This window comes from Burkholderia savannae (assembly GCF_001524445.2).
In the GTDB taxonomy this organism is placed as follows: domain Bacteria; phylum Pseudomonadota; class Gammaproteobacteria; order Burkholderiales; family Burkholderiaceae; genus Burkholderia; species Burkholderia savannae.
Map to the genome: position 1 here is coordinate 2,475,711 of NZ_CP013417.1, position 16,906 is coordinate 2,492,616.

General features: G+C 65.8%; 15 protein-coding genes. 1 reads left to right on the forward strand and 14 read right to left on the reverse strand.

What is annotated here, in order from left to right; all coding sequences use genetic code 11:
* Positions 1-5: 5 nt before the first annotated feature.
* The 10 genes from phoB to WS78_RS12175 all read right to left on the reverse strand — a co-directional run bounded on the left by phoB (position 6) and on the right by WS78_RS12175 (position 10,975).
* Positions 6-707, reverse strand: coding sequence for a phosphate regulon transcriptional regulator PhoB (phoB, locus tag WS78_RS12125; RefSeq protein WP_038749800.1), 702 nt, complete (start codon positions 705-707; stop codon positions 6-8).
* Positions 708-737: 30 nt separating this feature from the next.
* Complete coding sequence (gene phoU / locus WS78_RS12130; protein ID WP_038749797.1) at positions 738-1,442, reverse strand: phosphate signaling complex protein PhoU; 705 nt, start codon at positions 1,440-1,442, stop codon at positions 738-740.
* 20 nt (positions 1,443-1,462) lie between these two features.
* Positions 1,463-2,311: a phosphate ABC transporter ATP-binding protein PstB gene (gene pstB / locus WS78_RS12135; RefSeq protein WP_038749794.1), complete on the reverse strand. Its 849-nt coding sequence runs from the start codon at positions 2,309-2,311 to the stop codon at positions 1,463-1,465.
* A 15-nt stretch (positions 2,312-2,326) separates the two neighbouring features.
* The gene (gene pstA / locus WS78_RS12140; protein ID WP_038749792.1) at positions 2,327-3,220 is read right to left on the reverse strand and encodes a phosphate ABC transporter permease PstA; all 894 of its coding nucleotides are present in this window, start codon (positions 3,218-3,220) and stop codon (positions 2,327-2,329) included.
* Positions 3,217-4,203 carry a phosphate ABC transporter permease PstC gene (gene pstC / locus WS78_RS12145; RefSeq protein WP_038749789.1) on the reverse strand — a complete coding sequence of 329 codons (987 nt, stop codon included), beginning with the start codon at positions 4,201-4,203 and terminating at the stop codon, positions 3,217-3,219. The genes pstA and pstC overlap by 4 nt, the downstream gene beginning before the upstream one ends.
* Before the next feature lie 106 nt (positions 4,204-4,309).
* Complete coding sequence (pstS, locus tag WS78_RS12150) at positions 4,310-5,338, reverse strand: phosphate ABC transporter substrate-binding protein PstS (RefSeq protein ID WP_059580931.1); 1,029 nt, start codon at positions 5,336-5,338, stop codon at positions 4,310-4,312.
* 533 nt (positions 5,339-5,871) lie between these two features.
* Positions 5,872-7,230 (reverse strand): phosphoglucosamine mutase, encoded by a 1,359-nt coding sequence (gene glmM / locus WS78_RS12160; protein WP_059580935.1) that lies wholly within the window; start codon positions 7,228-7,230, stop codon positions 5,872-5,874.
* A 25-nt stretch (positions 7,231-7,255) separates the two neighbouring features.
* Positions 7,256-8,146 (reverse strand): dihydropteroate synthase, encoded by an 891-nt coding sequence (gene folP / locus WS78_RS12165; protein WP_038749781.1) that lies wholly within the window; start codon positions 8,144-8,146, stop codon positions 7,256-7,258.
* A gap of 112 nt (positions 8,147-8,258) precedes the next feature.
* A complete protein-coding gene (gene ftsH / locus WS78_RS12170) occupies positions 8,259-10,145 on the reverse strand; it encodes an ATP-dependent zinc metalloprotease FtsH (protein WP_038749778.1) in 1,887 nt (628 codons plus the stop codon).
* Between the two features lie 167 nt (positions 10,146-10,312).
* A complete protein-coding gene (locus WS78_RS12175) occupies positions 10,313-10,975 on the reverse strand; it encodes an RlmE family RNA methyltransferase (RefSeq protein WP_059580940.1) in 663 nt (220 codons plus the stop codon).
* 193 nt (positions 10,976-11,168) lie between these two features.
* Here WS78_RS12175 and WS78_RS12180 point away from each other — a divergent pair, with 193 nt between their 5' ends.
* A complete protein-coding gene (locus tag WS78_RS12180; protein ID WP_038749772.1) occupies positions 11,169-11,714 on the forward strand; it encodes a YhbY family RNA-binding protein in 546 nt (181 codons plus the stop codon).
* A gap of 92 nt (positions 11,715-11,806) precedes the next feature.
* On the opposite strand, the gene WS78_RS12185 is transcribed toward WS78_RS12180, so the two are convergent.
* The 4 genes from WS78_RS12185 to leuE form a co-directional block, all read right to left on the reverse strand.
* The gene (locus WS78_RS12185) at positions 11,807-12,310 is read right to left on the reverse strand and encodes a DUF4149 domain-containing protein (RefSeq protein ID WP_038749769.1); all 504 of its coding nucleotides are present in this window, start codon (positions 12,308-12,310) and stop codon (positions 11,807-11,809) included.
* On the reverse strand, positions 12,310-12,786 hold the full coding sequence (gene greA, locus WS78_RS12190) for a transcription elongation factor GreA (RefSeq protein WP_038749766.1): 477 nt from the start codon (positions 12,784-12,786) through the stop codon (positions 12,310-12,312). Before greA ends, WS78_RS12185 begins: the two co-directional genes overlap by 1 nt.
* Before the next feature lie 117 nt (positions 12,787-12,903).
* A complete protein-coding gene (carB, locus tag WS78_RS12195) occupies positions 12,904-16,170 on the reverse strand; it encodes a carbamoyl-phosphate synthase large subunit (RefSeq protein ID WP_059580944.1) in 3,267 nt (1,088 codons plus the stop codon).
* Positions 16,171-16,221: 51 nt separating this feature from the next.
* Entirely contained in the window at positions 16,222-16,887 is a 666-nt protein-coding gene (leuE, locus tag WS78_RS12200) for a leucine efflux protein LeuE (protein WP_059580949.1), read from the reverse strand.
* Positions 16,888-16,906 lie beyond the last annotated feature (19 nt).

Genomic DNA, 16,906 nt, shown 5'->3' on the forward strand with positions numbered 1-16,906 from the left:
GGCCGTTACGCGTGTTTCGCGAGGCGGTAGCCGCTGCCGCGCACGGTTTCGATCATAGCATCGCAGCCGGCGGGCTTGAGCGCGGCGCGCAGCCGCTTGATGTGCACGTCGACCGTGCGCTCCTCGACGAATACGTGGTCGCCCCAGACCTGATCGAGCAGTTGCGTGCGGCTGTGGACGCGCTCCGGATGCGTCATGAAGAAATGCAGCAGACGGAACTCCGTCGGGCCGAGATCGAGCTTGATCTCGCTGCCTTGCGCATGCGCCGCGACGCGATGCGTCGCCGGATCGAGCCGCAGCCCGTTGATCGACACCACGTCCTCGGTGAGCTGCGGCGCGCGGCGGCGCAGCACCGCCTTGATCCGCGCCATCAGCTCCTTCGGCGAGAACGGCTTCGTCACGTAGTCGTCCGCGCCGATCTCGAGGCCGAGCACCTTGTCCTGCTCGTCGCCGCGCGCGGTGAGCATGATGATCGGAATATGCTTCGTCCGCTCGTTGTTGCGCAGGTCGCGCGCGAACGCGATGCCGGACTTGCCCGGCAGCATCCAGTCGAGCAGGACGAGGTCGGGCAGCACGTCGCTGATCAGGCTCTGCGCCTGCTCCGCGTTGTAAGCGCGAATCGGGCAATGTCCCGCGTGCTGCAGGTTCACCGAAATCAATTCGGAAATCGCGGGCTCATCTTCGATGACGAGAATGTTGCTGGGCATCGGCACCTCGGTCCGTCCTTGTCGACAGGGTTAGCTATTGGCTTCGCGATCGAGCATGTCGCGCGGCTGGTGCCGCACGTCGGTGCCCTTCACGATGTAGATAATGAATTCGGCGATGTTCTTCGCGTGATCGCCGATCCGCTCGATCGCCTTCGCGATGAACAGATAGTCGAGGCCGACCGAGATCGTCCGCGGATCTTCCTGCATGTACGACACGAGCTTGCGCACGAACGCGCGGAATTCCTGGTCGATCTCCTTGTCGTCCTTGACGATCTGCGCGGCCGCGACCGTGTCGAGGCGCGCGAACGCGTCGAGCGCGCGGCGCAGGATCGTGACCGCCATGTCGCCCGACACCTTGATCTCGGCGATGTTCACGCCGCGCGCGGCGGGCTCGTCGACGAGGCGGCGCACGCGCTTGGCGATCTTCTCCGCCTCGTCGCCCGCGCGCTCGAGGTTCGTGATCGTCTTCGAGATCGACATCAACAGGCGCAGGTCGCGCGCGGCCGGCTGCCGGCGCGCGATGATGTTGCCGCACTCCTCGTCGATCTCGACTTCCATGTGATTGAGGCGGTCTTCCGCTTCGATCACGCGCTCGGCCGCGTTGCGGTCGAACTCGTTCAGCGCGCGCATCGCTTCGGTGATCTGCGCTTCGACGAGGCCGCCCATTTCGAGCACCTTCGACGACACCGCATTGAGATCGGCGTCGAACTGGCTCGACAGATGTTTATCCGACATTGTTGCTCTCCGTCATTCGGTCAGCCGAAGCGGCCCGTGATGTAGTCTTCCGTTTCCTTGCGCGCGGGCTTGATGAAGATCTTCTCCGTTTCGCCGAACTCGATCAGCTCACCGAGATACATGTACGCGGTGTAGTCCGAGCAGCGCGCCGCCTGCTGCATGTTGTGCGTGACGATCACGACCGTGTAGTCGCTCTTCAGCTCCGCGATCAGCTCCTCGATGCGGCCCGTCGAGATCGGATCGAGCGCCGAGCACGGCTCGTCGAGGAGCAGCACCTCGGGCCGGATCGCGATTCCGCGCGCGATGCAAAGACGCTGCTGCTGGCCGCCCGACAGCCCGTAGCCGCTCTGGCTCAGCTTGTCCTTCACTTCGTTCCAGAGCGCCGCCTTCGTGAGCGCCCATTCGACGCGATCGTCCATCTCCGAGCGCGTGAGCCGCTCGAACATCTTCACGCCGAACGCGATGTTGTCGTAGATCGACATCGGGAACGGCGTCGGCTTCTGGAACACCATGCCGACGCGCGCGCGCAACAGCGAGATGTCGAGCTTCGTCTGAAGCAGGTTCTCGCCGTCCATCAGGATCTCGCCTTCCGCGCGCTGCTCCGGATAGAGCGCGTACATCTTGTTGAACGTGCGCAGGAGCGTCGACTTGCCGCAGCCCGACGGGCCGATGAACGCCGTCACCTTCCCCTCGGGAATGCTCAGGTTGATGTTCTTCAGCGCGTGGAACTGGTTGTAGAAGAAATTCAGGTTCTTGACTTCGATCTTCGCGTTCAGCGGCGCGAGCGGACGCTGCCCCGCCGCCGCGCCGAAGCCGGCCGGCGCCGTCGCGCGTTGGGAAGGATCGAGGTGGCTTTCTGCCATGTTCATCGGATTGCTCCGCCGTTACTTTTTCGAGAAGACCGAGCGCGCGAGGATGTTGAGTCCCAGCACCCCGAGCGTGATCAGGAACACGCCCGCCCACGCGAGCGACTGCCATTCCGCGAACGGGCTCATCGCGAACTTGAAGATCGTGACCGGCAGGTTCGCAATCGGCTGATTCATGTCGACCGAGAAGAACTGGTTCGACAGCGCGGTGAAGAGAAGCGGCGCCGTTTCGCCGGCGATCCGCGCGACGGCGAGCAGCACGCCCGTGATGATCCCGCCCACCGACGCGCGCAGCGTGATCCTCAGGATCATCCGCCACTTCGGCGTGCCGAGCGCGAACGCGGCCTCGCGCAGCGCGTTCGGCACGAGCTTCAGCATGTTCTCGGTCGTGCGGATCACGATCGGAATCTGCAGCAGCGCGAGCGCGACGACGCCCGCCCAGCCGCTGAAGTGGCCGGCCTTCGCGACGACGAGCGCATACACGAACAGGCCGACGACGATCGACGGCGCCGACAGCAGGATGTCGTTGATGAAGCGCATCACGCTCGCAAGCCAGCTCTTCTGGCCGTATTCGGCGAGATAGACGCCCGCGAGGATGCCGATCGGCGTGCCGACGAACGTCGCGAGCGCGACGAGCATCAGGCTGCCGACGATCGCGTTCGCGAGGCCGCCGCCCGCCGTGTTCGGCGGCGGCGTCGATTCGGTGAAGAGCGTGAGCGACAAGCCGCCGATCCCGAGATGCAGCGTCGTGTAGAGAATCCAGACGAGCCAGAGCAGGCCGAACGCCATCGCGGCGAGCGACGCCGTCAACGCGATCACGTTGGTCGCCTTGCGGCGGCGCTGCAAGCGCGCGCGCATCGCGTCGAGCGCGGCGCCGTCCGGGCCCGGCATGTTGAGAATCGGCGAGCTCATTTGCGGCCCTCCCCGCGTTCGAGGCGCAGCAGCATCAGCTTCGAGATCGCGAGCACGATGAACGTGATCACGAACAGGATGAGGCCGAGCTCCATCAGCGCGGACGTGTGCAGGCCGGGCGCCGCCTCCGCGAACTCGTTCGCGAGCGCCGACGTGATGCTGTTGCCGGGCGAATACAGCGATACGTTGTCGAGCAGGTTCGTGTTGCCGATCACGAACGTGACGGCCATCGTCTCGCCGAGCGCGCGGCCGAGGCCGAGCATCACGCCGCCGATCACGCCGGTCTTCGTATAGGGCAGCACGATCTTCCACATCACTTCCCACGTCGTGCAGCCGATTCCGTAAGCGGATTCCTTCAGCAGCACGGGCGTTACTTCAAACACGTCGCGCATCACCGACGCGATGTACGGAATGATCATGATCGCGAGAATCACGCCGGCGGCCAGGATGCCGATGCCGATCGGCGGCCCCTGGAACAGCGCGCCGATGATCGGAATCGGCCCCAGCAGCGCGCCGATGGGCTTCTGGAAATACGTCGCGAAGATTGGCGCGAACACGAGGAGGCCCCACATCCCGTAGACGATCGACGGGATCGCGGCGAGCAGCTCGATCGCGACGCCGAGCGGCCGGCGCAGCCAGACAGGCGACAGCTCGGTGAGAAAGAGCGCGATGCCGAAGCTCACGGGCACCGCGATGATGAGCGCGACGAGCGACGTGACGATGGTGCCGTAGATCGGCACGAGCGCGCCGTACAAATCGGAGTTGGGGTCCCATTCCGTGTGCCAAAGGAACGAGAGGCCGAATTTTTCGATGGTCGGCATCGACGCGACGACGAGCGACACGATGATGCCACCGAGAAGGAGTAGCGTCACGATGGCGGCGACGCGCGTGAGGCCGCCGAACACGATGTCGCCGTACCGGCTCGGCGCGCGCATGGGCGCCTGGCCGCCGGATCGTGTCGACGCGAAAGGAATGTCAGACATGGGAGCCTGTTTTTCAATGACGAACGGCTTGCGCCGCCCGCCTGTACCGCAAACGCCGCCCGGCCGTGCAGCCGGGCGGCGAACCGCTGCGACGTTGCCGTCGAGCTTACTCGGCGACCGTCTTGCCCGCCGCGTCCGTCACCTTCACCTTCCACTGCTTGCGGATTTCCGTCTCGACCGACGCCGGCAGCGAGATGTAATCCAGATCGTCCGCCGCCTTCGCGCCGTTCTTGAACGCCCAGTCGAAGAACTTCAGCGTTTCCGCGCCTTGCGCCGGCTTGTCCTGCTTCGCGTGCAGCAGCACGAACGTCGCGCCGACGACCGGCCACGCGTCCTTGCCCGGCTGGTTCGTGAGGATCTGGTAGAACGACTTCGACCAGTTCGCGCCGGCGGCAGCCGCCTTGAACGTCTCGGTCTTCGGCTCGACCACCGTGCCCGTCGAGTTCTTCAGCGCGGTGTAGGCCATGTTGTTCTTCTTCGCGTACGCCCACTCGACATAGCCGATCGCGCCCGGCAGACGCTGCACGAATGCCGCGACGCCGTCGTTGCCCTTGCCGCCCGTGCCCGTCGGCCAGTTGACGGTCGTGCCTTCGCCGACCTTCGACTTCCACTCCTCGTTGACCTTCGACAGGTAGTTCGTCCAGATGAAGCTCGTGCCCGAGCCGTCCGCGCGGCGAACCACTGCGATGTCCGTGTCCGGCAGCTTGACCTTCGGGTTCAGCGCCGCGATCGCCGGATCGTTCCACTTCTTGATCTTGCCGAGATAGATGTCGCCGAGGACGGCGCCCGACAGCGTCAGCTCGCCCGCCTTCACGCCCGGCACGTTGATGACGGGCACGACGCCGCCCACCACCGTCGGGAACTGGAAGAGGCCTTCCTTCGCGAGTTCGTCATCCTTCAGAGGCGCATCCGAGCCGGCGAAATCGACCGTCTTCGCGACGATCTGCTTCAGGCCGCCCGACGAGCCGATGCCTTGGTAGTTGACCTTCGCGCCGCCCGACTGCTGATAGTCGGCTGCCCATTTCGTGTAAATCGGCATGGCGAAGGTGCTGCCCGCGCCGGTGATGTCGGCGTGTGCGGCGACCGCGAAAAGCGCGCCGGCGAAACCGGCGAACGCGGTTTGCATCAATTTCATGAGACCTCCAGTGTGTGAGCGGATGACTACGGCACCGCGAAGATTAGGGGCTCCTCATGACAGTAATGTGACATTCGATGAACCTGCTGTGACAGTAACATGACTCGATTGAAAGGCGACAACGGCCTCCGTCGGGGCCGCCGGCCAATGCGAGCACGCCGCCTGTAGAGCGTAGGAAAAAATTCACGCGAAGGAAAAGGTCGATGTTGGCGAGGGGGAGTAGCGGGGTCGGATCGTGGAGAAGATGACTGGCGCGCGGGCTACGGTCTATTTGATTGGACGACCTCGAGCAAGGCGTGAAAACGCCGCGGGGCCGCCGATCCGGGGGGATCGGCGGCCCCGCTGATATGGAAGCTCGCCGAGTAGTGTTGCGACCCTGACTCGGCTGACTCGGCTGACTCGGCTGACTCGGCTGACTCGGCTGACTCGGCTGACTCGGCTGACTCGGCTGACTCGGCTGACTCGGCTGACTCGGCTGACTCGGTCGGCTCGGTCGGCTCGGTCGGCTCGGTCCCGGCGTAAGCGCTCCGCGCTTACGCCGTCGCCTGCCTGACCGCGTCGGCGATCGCCTCCGCGTGGCGGTTCGCGTCCGCCGCGTGTCGAGCCTCGACCATCACGCGCAGCACGGGCTCCGTGCCGGACGCACGAATCAGCACCCGTCCGCTGCCCGCGAGCGCCCCTTCGGCGGCATCGATCGCGCGCCGGATCGCGTCGCTGCCCTTCCAGTCGGCGCCCGGCTTCATCCGCACGTTGATCAGCTTCTGCGGGAACAGCGTGACGCCGTCTAGCATCTGCGCGAGCGTCGTGCCGCTGCGCTTGAGCGCCGCGAGCACGAGAAGCGCCGACACGATCCCGTCGCCCGTCGAATGCCGATCGAGCGACAGAATGTGGCCGGAACCTTCGGCACCGAGCTGCCAGCCGCGCTCGCGAAGCTGCTCGAGCACATAGCGATCGCCAACCGCCGCCCGCACGAACTGCACGCCCACGTCTTTCAGTGCGACTTCGACGGCGAGATTCGTCATCAACGTTCCCACCGCCCCCTCGACTTGGCCGTTAGTTGCGATGCGGTCCTTGACCAGCACATAAAGCAGCTCGTCGCCGTTATACAGCCGGCCGGTGTGATCGACGACCAGCAGCCGGTCCGCGTCGCCGTCGAGCGCGATGCCGAGATCCGCGTGGTTCGCACGCACCGCGCGCATCAGCGCATCGGGCGCGGTTGCGCCGACGCCGTCGTTGATGTTGAAGCCGTTCGGCGCGACGCCGATCGGGATCACGTCCGCGCCGAGCTCGTGAAACACGTGCGGCGCGACCTGATACGCGGCGCCGTGCGCGCAGTCGACAACGAGCTTCATCCCGCGCAGATCGAACGCCGCCGGGAACGTGCTCTTGCAGAACTCGATGTAGCGGCCGGCCGCGTCGTCGAGACGCCGCGCCTTGCCGAGCCCGTCCGACGGCGCGCATTCGAGCGGCTTGTCGAGCCACGCTTCGATCGCGGCCTCGGTTTCGTCCGGCAGCTTGTTGCCGTCAGCCGAGAAAAACTTGATGCCGTTGTCGTGATACGGATTGTGCGACGCGCTGATCACGACGCCCGCCGACAGTCGCAGCGCGCGCGTCAGGTACGCGACGCCCGGCGTCGGCATCGGCCCCGCCAGCATCACGTCGACGCCCGCCGCCGAGAAGCCGGCCTCGAGCGCCGCTTCGAGCATGTAGCCCGACACGCGCGTGTCCTTGCCGATCAGCACCGTCGGGCGCGCGCCCGACGCCGCGCGCCCGGACGCGCTCGCGAGCACCTTGCCCGCCGCATAGCCGAGCCGCAACACGAAATCGGGCGTGATCGGCGCCTCGCCGACCTTGCCGCGAATGCCGTCCGTGCCGAAATAACGACGTCCCATGTAGAACCTTCCTCCTTGTTTCGACTTATGCTAGCCGCGCGGCATCGCGCACGGCGCTCCATACTTTCAGTGCGTCGACGGTCGCCGCGACATCGTGCACGCGCACGATCGCCGCTCCCCGCTCGACCGCGCAAACCGCCGCGGCGACGCTCGCCGCGACGCGCTCGGGCGCCGGCTTGCCGATCAGCGCGCCCAGCATGGACTTGCGCGACATGCCCGCGAGAATCGGATACGCGCGCCCGTCGGGCCGCGTCGGCGCAGTGAACGGCAAATGCGCGAGCAGCGCGTAGTTGTGTTCTATCACCGACTTGCCGAAACCGAACCCCGGATCGACGCTGATACGCCGGAAATCGATGCCCGCCCGCACCAGCGCGTCGGCCCGTTCGGCAAGAAACGCACGCACGTCGGCGACGACGTCGCGATAGTCGGGCTCGTGCACCTGCATCGTCTGCGGCTCGCCGAGCATGTGCATCACGCAAAGGCCGCACGCGCTGTCGCGCACGGCGTCGATCGCGCCCGGCTGGCGCAGGCCCCAGATGTCGTTAATCAGATCGGCTCCCGCCGCGAGCGACGCGTGCATCACGGCAGGCTTGTACGTGTCGACCGACAGCGGCACATTCATGCCGCGCAGCGCTTCGACGAGCGGAATCACACGCTCGAGCTCCTCGTCGAGCGGCACGGGCGGCGCGCCGGGCCGCGTCGACTCGCCGCCGATGTCGATGATGTCGGCGCCCTCGGCGATCATTCGCTCCGCCTGCGCGAGCGCAGCGTCACGAACGACATAGCGGCCGCCGTCGGAGAACGAATCGGGCGTGACATTGAGAATCCCCATCACGAGGGGGCGCTCGAAGGTCAGCGTGAAGCGGCCGCATTGAAGCGGTTCGGGAACGGGAAAAGCGGAATCGGGATGGGACACGAGCTCGGGCGTCGGATCGAACGCGATGGGAAGCGATGAAATGCGTCAGGCAAGAAAGCAAAACGGGCCGGTGTGACAGCCGCACCAGCCCGTGAACGAAATCCGCGATCGTTTATGCCGGCGCGGTGGCGTTGCCCGGCTTGACTTCGGCGCCGGACGAACCGCCCGACGAAGGATCGCCGGCCGGCGGCGCGCTCTTCGGCGAGCGCGGCGGACGCCCTTCCATGATGTCGTTGATCTGATCGGCGTCGATCGTTTCCCACTCCATCAGCGCAGCCGTCATCGCCTCGACCTTGTCGCGATTCTCATCGAGCAGACGGCGCGCGAGGCCGTACTGTTCGTCGAGCACGCGGCGGATTTCCGCGTCGACCTTCTGCTGCGTCGCTTCCGAAATCGTGCGCGTGAAGCCTCGGCCGAACGGGCCGCCGTCATTCTCGTCGTCGACGTAGACCATCGGCCCGAGCGCGTCGGTCATCCCGAAGCGGGCCACCATCGCGCGCGCGGTCTGCGTCGCCTTGTTGAAGTCGTCCGACGCGCCGGTGCTGACGAGGTTCAGGAACAGCTCTTCCGCCACCCGGCCGCCGAACAGGATCGCGAGGCGATCGAGCAGGTAGTCCTTCGAATACGTCTCGTTGTCATGCTCCGGCAGTTGCCACGTGACGCCCAGCGCACGGCCGCGCGGGATGATCGTGACCTTGTGGACCGGATCGGCCTTCGGCAGCAGCTTCGCGATCACCGCGTGGCCCGACTCGTGGTACGCGGTCGCACGCTTCGCTTCCTCGCGGATCACGGCCGACTTGCGCTCCGGCCCCATGAAGATCTTGTCCTTCGCGTCCTCGAAATCCTGCATCTCGACGATCCGCTTGCCGCGGCGCGCCGCGAACAGCGCGGCCTCGTTGACGAGGTTCGCGAGATCGGCACCCGAGAAGCCCGGCGTGCCGCGCGCGATGACCGCCGCGTCGACGTCGTTCGCGATCGGCACCTTGCGCAGGTGCACGCGCATGATCTGCTCGCGGCCGCGGATGTCCGGCAGGCCGACGTAGACCTGGCGGTCGAAACGGCCCGGACGCAGCAGCGCCTTGTCGAGCACGTCGGAGCGGTTGGTCGCGGCGATCACGATCACGCCCGAGTTCGCCTCGAAGCCGTCCATCTCGACGAGCATCTGGTTCAGCGTCTGCTCACGCTCGTCGTTGCCGCCGCCCATGCCGGCGCCGCGGTGACGGCCGACCGCGTCGATTTCGTCGATGAACACGATGCACGGCGCATGCTTCTTCGCCTGTTCGAACATGTCGCGCACGCGGGCCGCGCCGACGCCGACGAACATTTCGACGAAGTCCGAGCCCGAGATGCTGAAGAACGGCACCTTCGCCTCGCCCGCGATCGCGCGTGCGAGCAGCGTCTTACCGGTGCCGGGAGGCCCGACGAGCAGCACGCCGCGCGGGATGCGGCCGCCGAGCTTCTGGAATTTCTGGGGATCGCGCAGGAAATCGACGAGCTCGGACACTTCCTCCTTCGCTTCGTCGCAGCCGGCGACGTCGGAGAAGTTGACCGCGTTGTTGTTCTCGTCGATCAGCCGCGCGCGGGATTTGCCGAACGAGAAGGCCCCGCCCTTACCGCCGCCCTGCATCTGTCTCATCATGTAGAACCAGAACACGATGATGAGCAGCGTGGGACCGAGGTAGTAGAGCGCGGAGACGAGCGCGTTCGGCTCGTCGTCGGCCTTGCCGCTGACCTGCACGCCGTACTTCATCAGATCGCCGACCATCCAGATGTCGCCCGGCGACACGATCTGATATTTCTGACCATCCGCGGGAGTGACGGTGAGGTTGCGCCCCTGCACGACGACGTTCTTGATCTTGCCGTTCTTCGCGTCATCCATGAACTGCGAATAGGAGACGCCTTCCTGGACGCGGGGCTTGTCGAACTGCTTGAACACCGTAAACAGCACCAGTGCGATCACGAGCCACACTGCTGCCTTCGAAAACATATTGTTGTTCAAAGCACCACTCCTTCACTCATAGACGAGCGCCTACATTTGCCTTGCGGCGCTCCTCAGGCATTCTAATCCAGTCCGCAGCCCCTCGCCATAAGGATTCGCTACCGCGCCGATAGGCGCGCGGCACGACTGGCAAGGGCTCCGGCGCATCCTGCCGCGCCATGCCACCTTCAGCGCGGTTGCTTCAGATGCCGACCCAAAATAAACGTTTCGGACGATTTGTCGCGGGAAGCTTTTGGCTTGCGCGGCGCCACCGTTTTAAATTGGTGCTTGAATTTCTCGACAATCTGGCTGTAGCCGCTGCCGTGGAAGCACTTCACCAAAAGGGCCCCATCCGGTTTCAGATGGTTTTGCGCAAATTCGAGCGCCAGATCGCAGACATGCTCGATCCGCGCCGCATCCGCGACCGCCACGCCGGACAGGTTGGGGGCCATGTCGGAAATTACAAGGTCGACCGGGCGCCCGGCGAGGACTTCCTCCAATTGGTGCAGCACGTCCTCCTCGCGGAAGTCACCCTGGATGAAATGGACGTCGGCGATGGGCTCCATCGGCAGCATGTCGAGCGCGATGATCGTGCCGTCGATCCCGCCCTCGCGCACCGCGTCGCGCCGCAAGCCCCGCGCAAGCTTGTTGCGCGCGTACTGGCTCCAGCTCCCCGGCGCGGCGCCCAGGTCGACGATCACCTGGCCCGGACGGATCAGCTTGTCCTGCTCGTCGATTTCCTTCAGCTTGTACGCGGCGCGCGCGCGATAGCCCTCCCGCTGCGCCATTTTGACGTACGGGTCGTTGATGTGGTCATGCAACCAGGATTGGTTAAAGCGGTTCTTTGCCATGCGATGGAGAGATTGCTGCCGATTGCTTCGTGAAGCCGCACTTTTGGCGGATAATACGGGACTTATTGGCGCGGCTTTCGGCCCCGACGGGCCCAAGCCGCGATTTTACGTGGTTTCGGCGCGCCGCCGCGGAAAAGCTTTGCCGCTCTTCCCGGCTCGCCCGCCGTCAATTTGATTCGAATTCCTCATTCCGATGCCCGCCCTTTCGCTTTCCCCCGCCGAGCGCTCCGCGCTGCGTTCCGAAGCCCATGCGCTCAAGCCCGTCGTGCTGATCGGCGCAGAAGGGCTTACCAATGCCGTGCTCGCCGAGATCAAAGTCCACCTCGCCGCGCACCAGCTGATCAAGATCCGCGTATTCGGCGACGAGCGCGACGAGCGCGTCGCGATCTACGACGAAATCTGCGACCGCCTGAATGCCGCGCCGATCCAGCACATCGGCAAGCTGCTCGTGATCTGGAAGCCCGAGCAGGCCGAAGAGGCGCCGCCGCGCGGCCGCCGCGGCGTGCCGAGCGCGCGCGAGGCCGCCCGCGCGGGCGCCGCGCCGTCGGCTGACGCGAAGGGCCGCGCGCCGCGCGTCGTCAAGGTGGTGAAGCAATCGCCGAACGCGCCCGCCGTCCGCCGGCCGAAGCCGGAGAAAGTGCGCGTGCTCGGCAACGAACGCGTGACCGCGGGCGGCAACGTCAAGCGCGCGAAAAAACGCCAGTCGAGCGCGAAGCGCCAGCACCAGAACGAGAAGTAATCGCCTTCGGGCTTGCCACACGGCCGGATCGCCGGCCGGGCAAGCCCGCGCTTCCAGCGCGCGCGTGCGCCGCGCCGGATGATATGCGCCGGCTATGCGCGCCGCGCGCCGCCAAGCGGGCTCGAGCCGCCGTGCCCCGGCAGCCGCCAGATCAGCCACACGCCGACGAGGCTCTCGACGAGATAAAAGAGGCTCGACACGCCATGCAGGAGCGCGAAGCGCCCCGCATACGCGGAATGGCCGACGTCGGTGCCCGCCTCGAGCGCCGCGACGCGCAGCGCGTTCATGAACGGCTGCAACGCGAAATAGCCGACCAGCACGCAGCCGAGCATCGCGGCCAGCAGCCGGCGCAGCCGGCGGTAGGAATCGTGGCCGCGCCGCACGAGCAGATTCGACAAGCCGATCAGCAGCACGCCGCACACCGCGCCGATCGTCGCCTCAATGTTGAACAGGCGCGCGGCGACGGAACCCGCCGTCGCCCGATCGAGCGTCGCGAACAGCACCGGCGCCACCGCATAGCCGATCGTCAGCAGACTGCCGACCCAGATCGTCGCCAGCAGGCGAAACAGCCGGTGCGGCGCCGCGGAACCGGACATCAGATGTACAGCACCGAGATGATTTCGTACTCGCGCACGCCGCTCGGCGCCTGAACCGCCGCGACGTCGCCTTCGGACTTGCCGATCAGCGCGCGCGCGATCGGCGAGCTGACCGAGATCAGGCCGTGATCGAGATCGGCCTCGTCGTCGCCGACGATCTGGTACTTGACGGTATTGCCCGATTCGAGATCCTCGAGCTCGACCGTCGCCGCGAACACCACACGGCCGTCGGCATCCAGCGCGGTCGGATCGATGATCTGCGCGGCCGACAGCTTCGACTCGATTTCGGCGATACGTCCCTCGATGAAGCCCTGCTTTTCTTTTGCGGCGTCGTACTCGGCATTCTCGGACAGGTCACCCTGCGCGCGCGCTTCTGCGATCGCGTTGATGACGGCCGGCCGCTCGACCGACTTCAGGCGCTGCAGTTCATCGCGCAGTTGATCTGCGCCACGCTTCGTCAACGGAATGGTGCTCATAAACGACTCAATAGCTAAAACGGCTATAAAAAAAATCACCGCGATTAAGCGCATTTCCGAAACATCGGAAACGCCGCTTAATCGCGGCACGTATTGCTTCGACAGGTAACTGGAGGCTTAGTTTAGGCGAGCGTGCAGGCCTTGTAAATCATAGACTTCCAAGTTCTTCAGATAGCGCAGGCCCTCCACTGCCGCGCGCGCGCCGGACATCGTCGTGTAATACGTGACCTTGTGCGCCTGCGCGCTCATCCGGATCGAACGCGAATCGGCGATCGCCGCGCGCGTCTCGTCGACCGTCGTGAACACGAGCGCGATCTCGCCGTTCTTGATCATGTCGACGATGTGCGGACGGCCGTCCTTCACCTTGTTCACGACCTTCACCGGCACGCCCGCCGACTCGATCGCGGCGGCCGTGCCGCGCGTCGCGACGAGCGGATAGCCGAGGTCGTGCAGCATCTTCGCGACCTCGACCGCCTTCGGCTTGTCCGCATCCATCACGGTCAGCAGCACCGTGCCCGACTCCGGCAGGCGCGAGCCCGCCGCGAGCTGCGACTTGAAAAGCGCTTCGCCGAACGTCGTGCCGACGCCCATCACTTCGCCCGTCGAACGCATCTCGGGCCCGAGCACCGGATCGACGGTCGGGAACTTGATGAACGGGAACACCGCTTCCTTCACGCTGAAGTACGGCGGCTCCACTTCCTTCGTCACGCCCTGCTGCGCGAGCTTCTGGCCGACCATCGCGCGCGCCGCGATCTTCGCGAGCGGCAGGCTCGTCGCCTTCGACACGTACGGCACCGTGCGCGATGCGCGCGGGTTCACTTCGAGCACGTAGATGATGTCCTGCTTCGAGCCGTCCGCCGAATTCGCGTCGGCGGGCACCTGCTGGATCGCGAACTGCACGTTCATCAGCCCGACCACGTTCAGCGCCTTCGCCATCGCACCCGTCTGGCGCTTCAGCTCGGCCACGGTTTCCTTCGACAGCGAGTACGGCGGCAGCGAGCATGCCGAGTCGCCCGAGTGGACGCCCGCCTGCTCGATGTGCTCCATCACGCCGCCGATGAACACGGCGTCGCCGTCGCAGATGCAGTCGACGTCGCATTCGATCGCGTCGTTCAGGAAGCGGTCGAGCAGCACCGGCGAATCGTTCGACACCTTCACCGCCTCGCGCATGTAGCGCTCGAGGTCGCGCGGCTCGTGGACGATTTCCATCGCGCGGCCGCCGAGCACGTACGACGGCCGCACGACGAGCGGATAGCCGATCTCGTCGGCGAGCGCGAGCGCTTCGCCCTCGGCGCGCGCGGTGCGGTTCGGCGGCTGGCGCAGGCCGAGATCCTGCAGCAGCTTCTGGAAGCGCTCGCGGTCTTCGGCCGCGTCGATCATGTCCGGCGACGTGCCGATGATCGGCACACCGTGCGCCTCGAGATCGAGCGCGAGCTTCAGCGGCGTCTGGCCGCCGTACTGGACGATCACGCCGACCGGCTTTTCCTTGTCGACGATCTCGAGCACGTCCTCGAGCGTGAGCGGCTCGAAGTACAGGCGATCGGACGTGTCGTAGTCGGTCGACACCGTTTCCGGATTGCAGTTGACCATGATCGTTTCATAACCGTCCTCGCGCATCGCGAGCGCCGCGTGCACGCAGCAGTAATCGAACTCGATGCCCTGGCCGATCCGGTTCGGGCCGCCGCCCAGCACCATGATCTTCTTGTTCGTGGTCGGCTGCGCCTCGCACTCTTCCTCGTAGGTCGAGTACATGTAGGCCGTCTTCGTCGCGAACTCGGCCGCGCAGGTGTCGACGCGCTTGTAGACCGGGCGCACGTTCAGTTCGAGACGGCGCTTGCGGACGTCTTGCGGCGTCGCGCCGAGCAGCTTCGCGAGGCGGCGGTCGGAGAAGCCGCCCTGCTTCAGGTAGTGCAGCTCGTTCTTCGTCAGGCTCGCGAGCGTGCGGCCGGCGAGCGCCTTCTCCTTCAGCACGATCTGCTCGATCTGCGCGAGGAACCACGGATCGATCGCCGTCTCCTCGAAGATCTGCTCGCGCGACATGCCGACGCGGAACGCGTCGCCCACGTACCAGATCCGGTCCGGACCCGGCTCGCCGATCTCGCGGATGATCTCGTCGCGGCTCGTCGTCTTCTCGTCGAGGCCGTCGACGCCGACCTCGAGGCCGCGCAGCGCCTTCTGGAACGACTCCTGGAACGTGCGGCCGATCGCCATCACCTCGCCGACCGACTTCATCTGCGTCGTCAGCCGCGAATCCGCTTCGCGGAACTTCTCGAACGCGAAGCGCGGGATCTTCGTGACGACGTAGTCGATCGTCGGCTCGAACGACGCCGGCGTCTGGCCGCCCGTGATTTCGTTCTTCAGCTCGTCGAGCGTGTAGCCGACCGCGAGCTTCGCCGCGACCTTCGCGATCGGAAAGCCCGTCGCCTTCGATGCGAGCGCCGACGAACGCGACACGCGCGGGTTCATTTCGATGACGACCATGCGGCCGTCCTTCGGATTGATCGCGAACTGCACGTTCGAGCCGCCCGTGTCGACGCCGATCTCGCGCAGCACCGCGAGCGATGCGTTGCGCAGGATCTGGTATTCCTTGTCGGTGAGCGTCTGTGCGGGCGCAACCGTGATCGAGTCGCCGGTGTGCACGCCCATCGGGTCGAGGTTCTCGATCGAGCAGACGATGATGCAGTTGTCGGCGCGGTCGCGCACGACTTCCATTTCGTATTCCTTCCAGCCGAGCAGCGACTCTTCGATCAGCAGCTCGCGCGTGGGCGACAGGTCGAGGCCGCGCTTGCAGATCTCCTCGAATTCCTCGCGGTTGTACGCGATGCCGCCGCCCGAGCCGCCGAGCGTGAACGACGGACGGATCACGGCCGGATAGCCGCTGCCGCCCGTGGCCACCGCGATGTCCGCGTGCACCTTGAGCGCCTCTTCCATCGAGTGCGCGATGCCGGACTTCGCCGAGCCGAGGCCGATTTTCGTCATCGCGTCCTTGAACTTCTGGCGGTCCTCGGCCTTGTCGATCGCCGCGGGCGACGCGCCGATCAATTCGACCGCGTACTTCTCGAGCACGCCGTGGTGATGCAGGTCGAGCGCGCAGTTGAGCGCGGTCTGGCCGCCCATCGTCGGCAGGATCGCGTCCGGGCGCTCCTTCGCGATGATGCGCTCGACGACTTCCCACGTGATCGGCTCGATGTACGTGACGTCCGCCGTGTTCGGATCGGTCATGATCGTCGCCGGATTGCTGTTGACGAGGATGACCTTGTAGCCCTCCTCACGCAACGCCTTGCATGCCTGCGCGCCCGAATAGTCGAACTCGCACGCCTGGCCGATGATGATCGGGCCGGCGCCGATGATGAGGATGCTGTTGATGTCTGTGCGTTTTGGCATGGCTCTTGAGATTCAAAAAATAATCGTTGATGCGCGAACGACGGGCGGCGCTCAGCTCATCGTCGCGAGCGCGAGCTTCACGGAAAAGCCGACGAACAGGCCGCCCACGCCGCCCGACGCGCCCGCCGCGAGCTTGCGGCGGCGGCGGAAATGATCGGCGAGACGCGCGCCCGTGAAGATCAGCGTGCTCAGATACAGGAAGCTCGCGAGCTGCGCGATCGCGCCCAGCACGACGAACGACAGCGCCGGATGCGCGTAAGTCGGATCGACGAACTGGATGAAGAACGAGATGAAGAACAGGATCGCCTTCGGATTCAGAAGGCTCACGACGAGCGCCTTGCGAAACGGCCGCTCGCCGTCGACCGCGCGCTGCACGTCGGCACCGGCGTCGGCGTCGGCGGGCCGGGCGAGCTTGCGCCACGCGCCGCGCAGCATGCCGGCGCCGATGTACAGCAGGTACGCGGCGCCGCCGTACTTGACGACCGAGAACAGCAGCGGGTTCGCCTTCAGCAGCGACGCGACGCCCGCGGCCGACAGCACCATCAGCACGGCGTCGCCGAGAAACACGCCGCACGCGGCGCGGTAGCCGGTTTTCACGCCGCGCTGCGCGGCGAGCGACAGCACGTACATCGAGTTCGGCCCCGGCAGCAGAATGATGAACACTACTCCGAACACGTAGGTCCAGAGATCCGTGATACCGAGTGCGTGGCCGAACATGATGCGAGACTCCGTGATC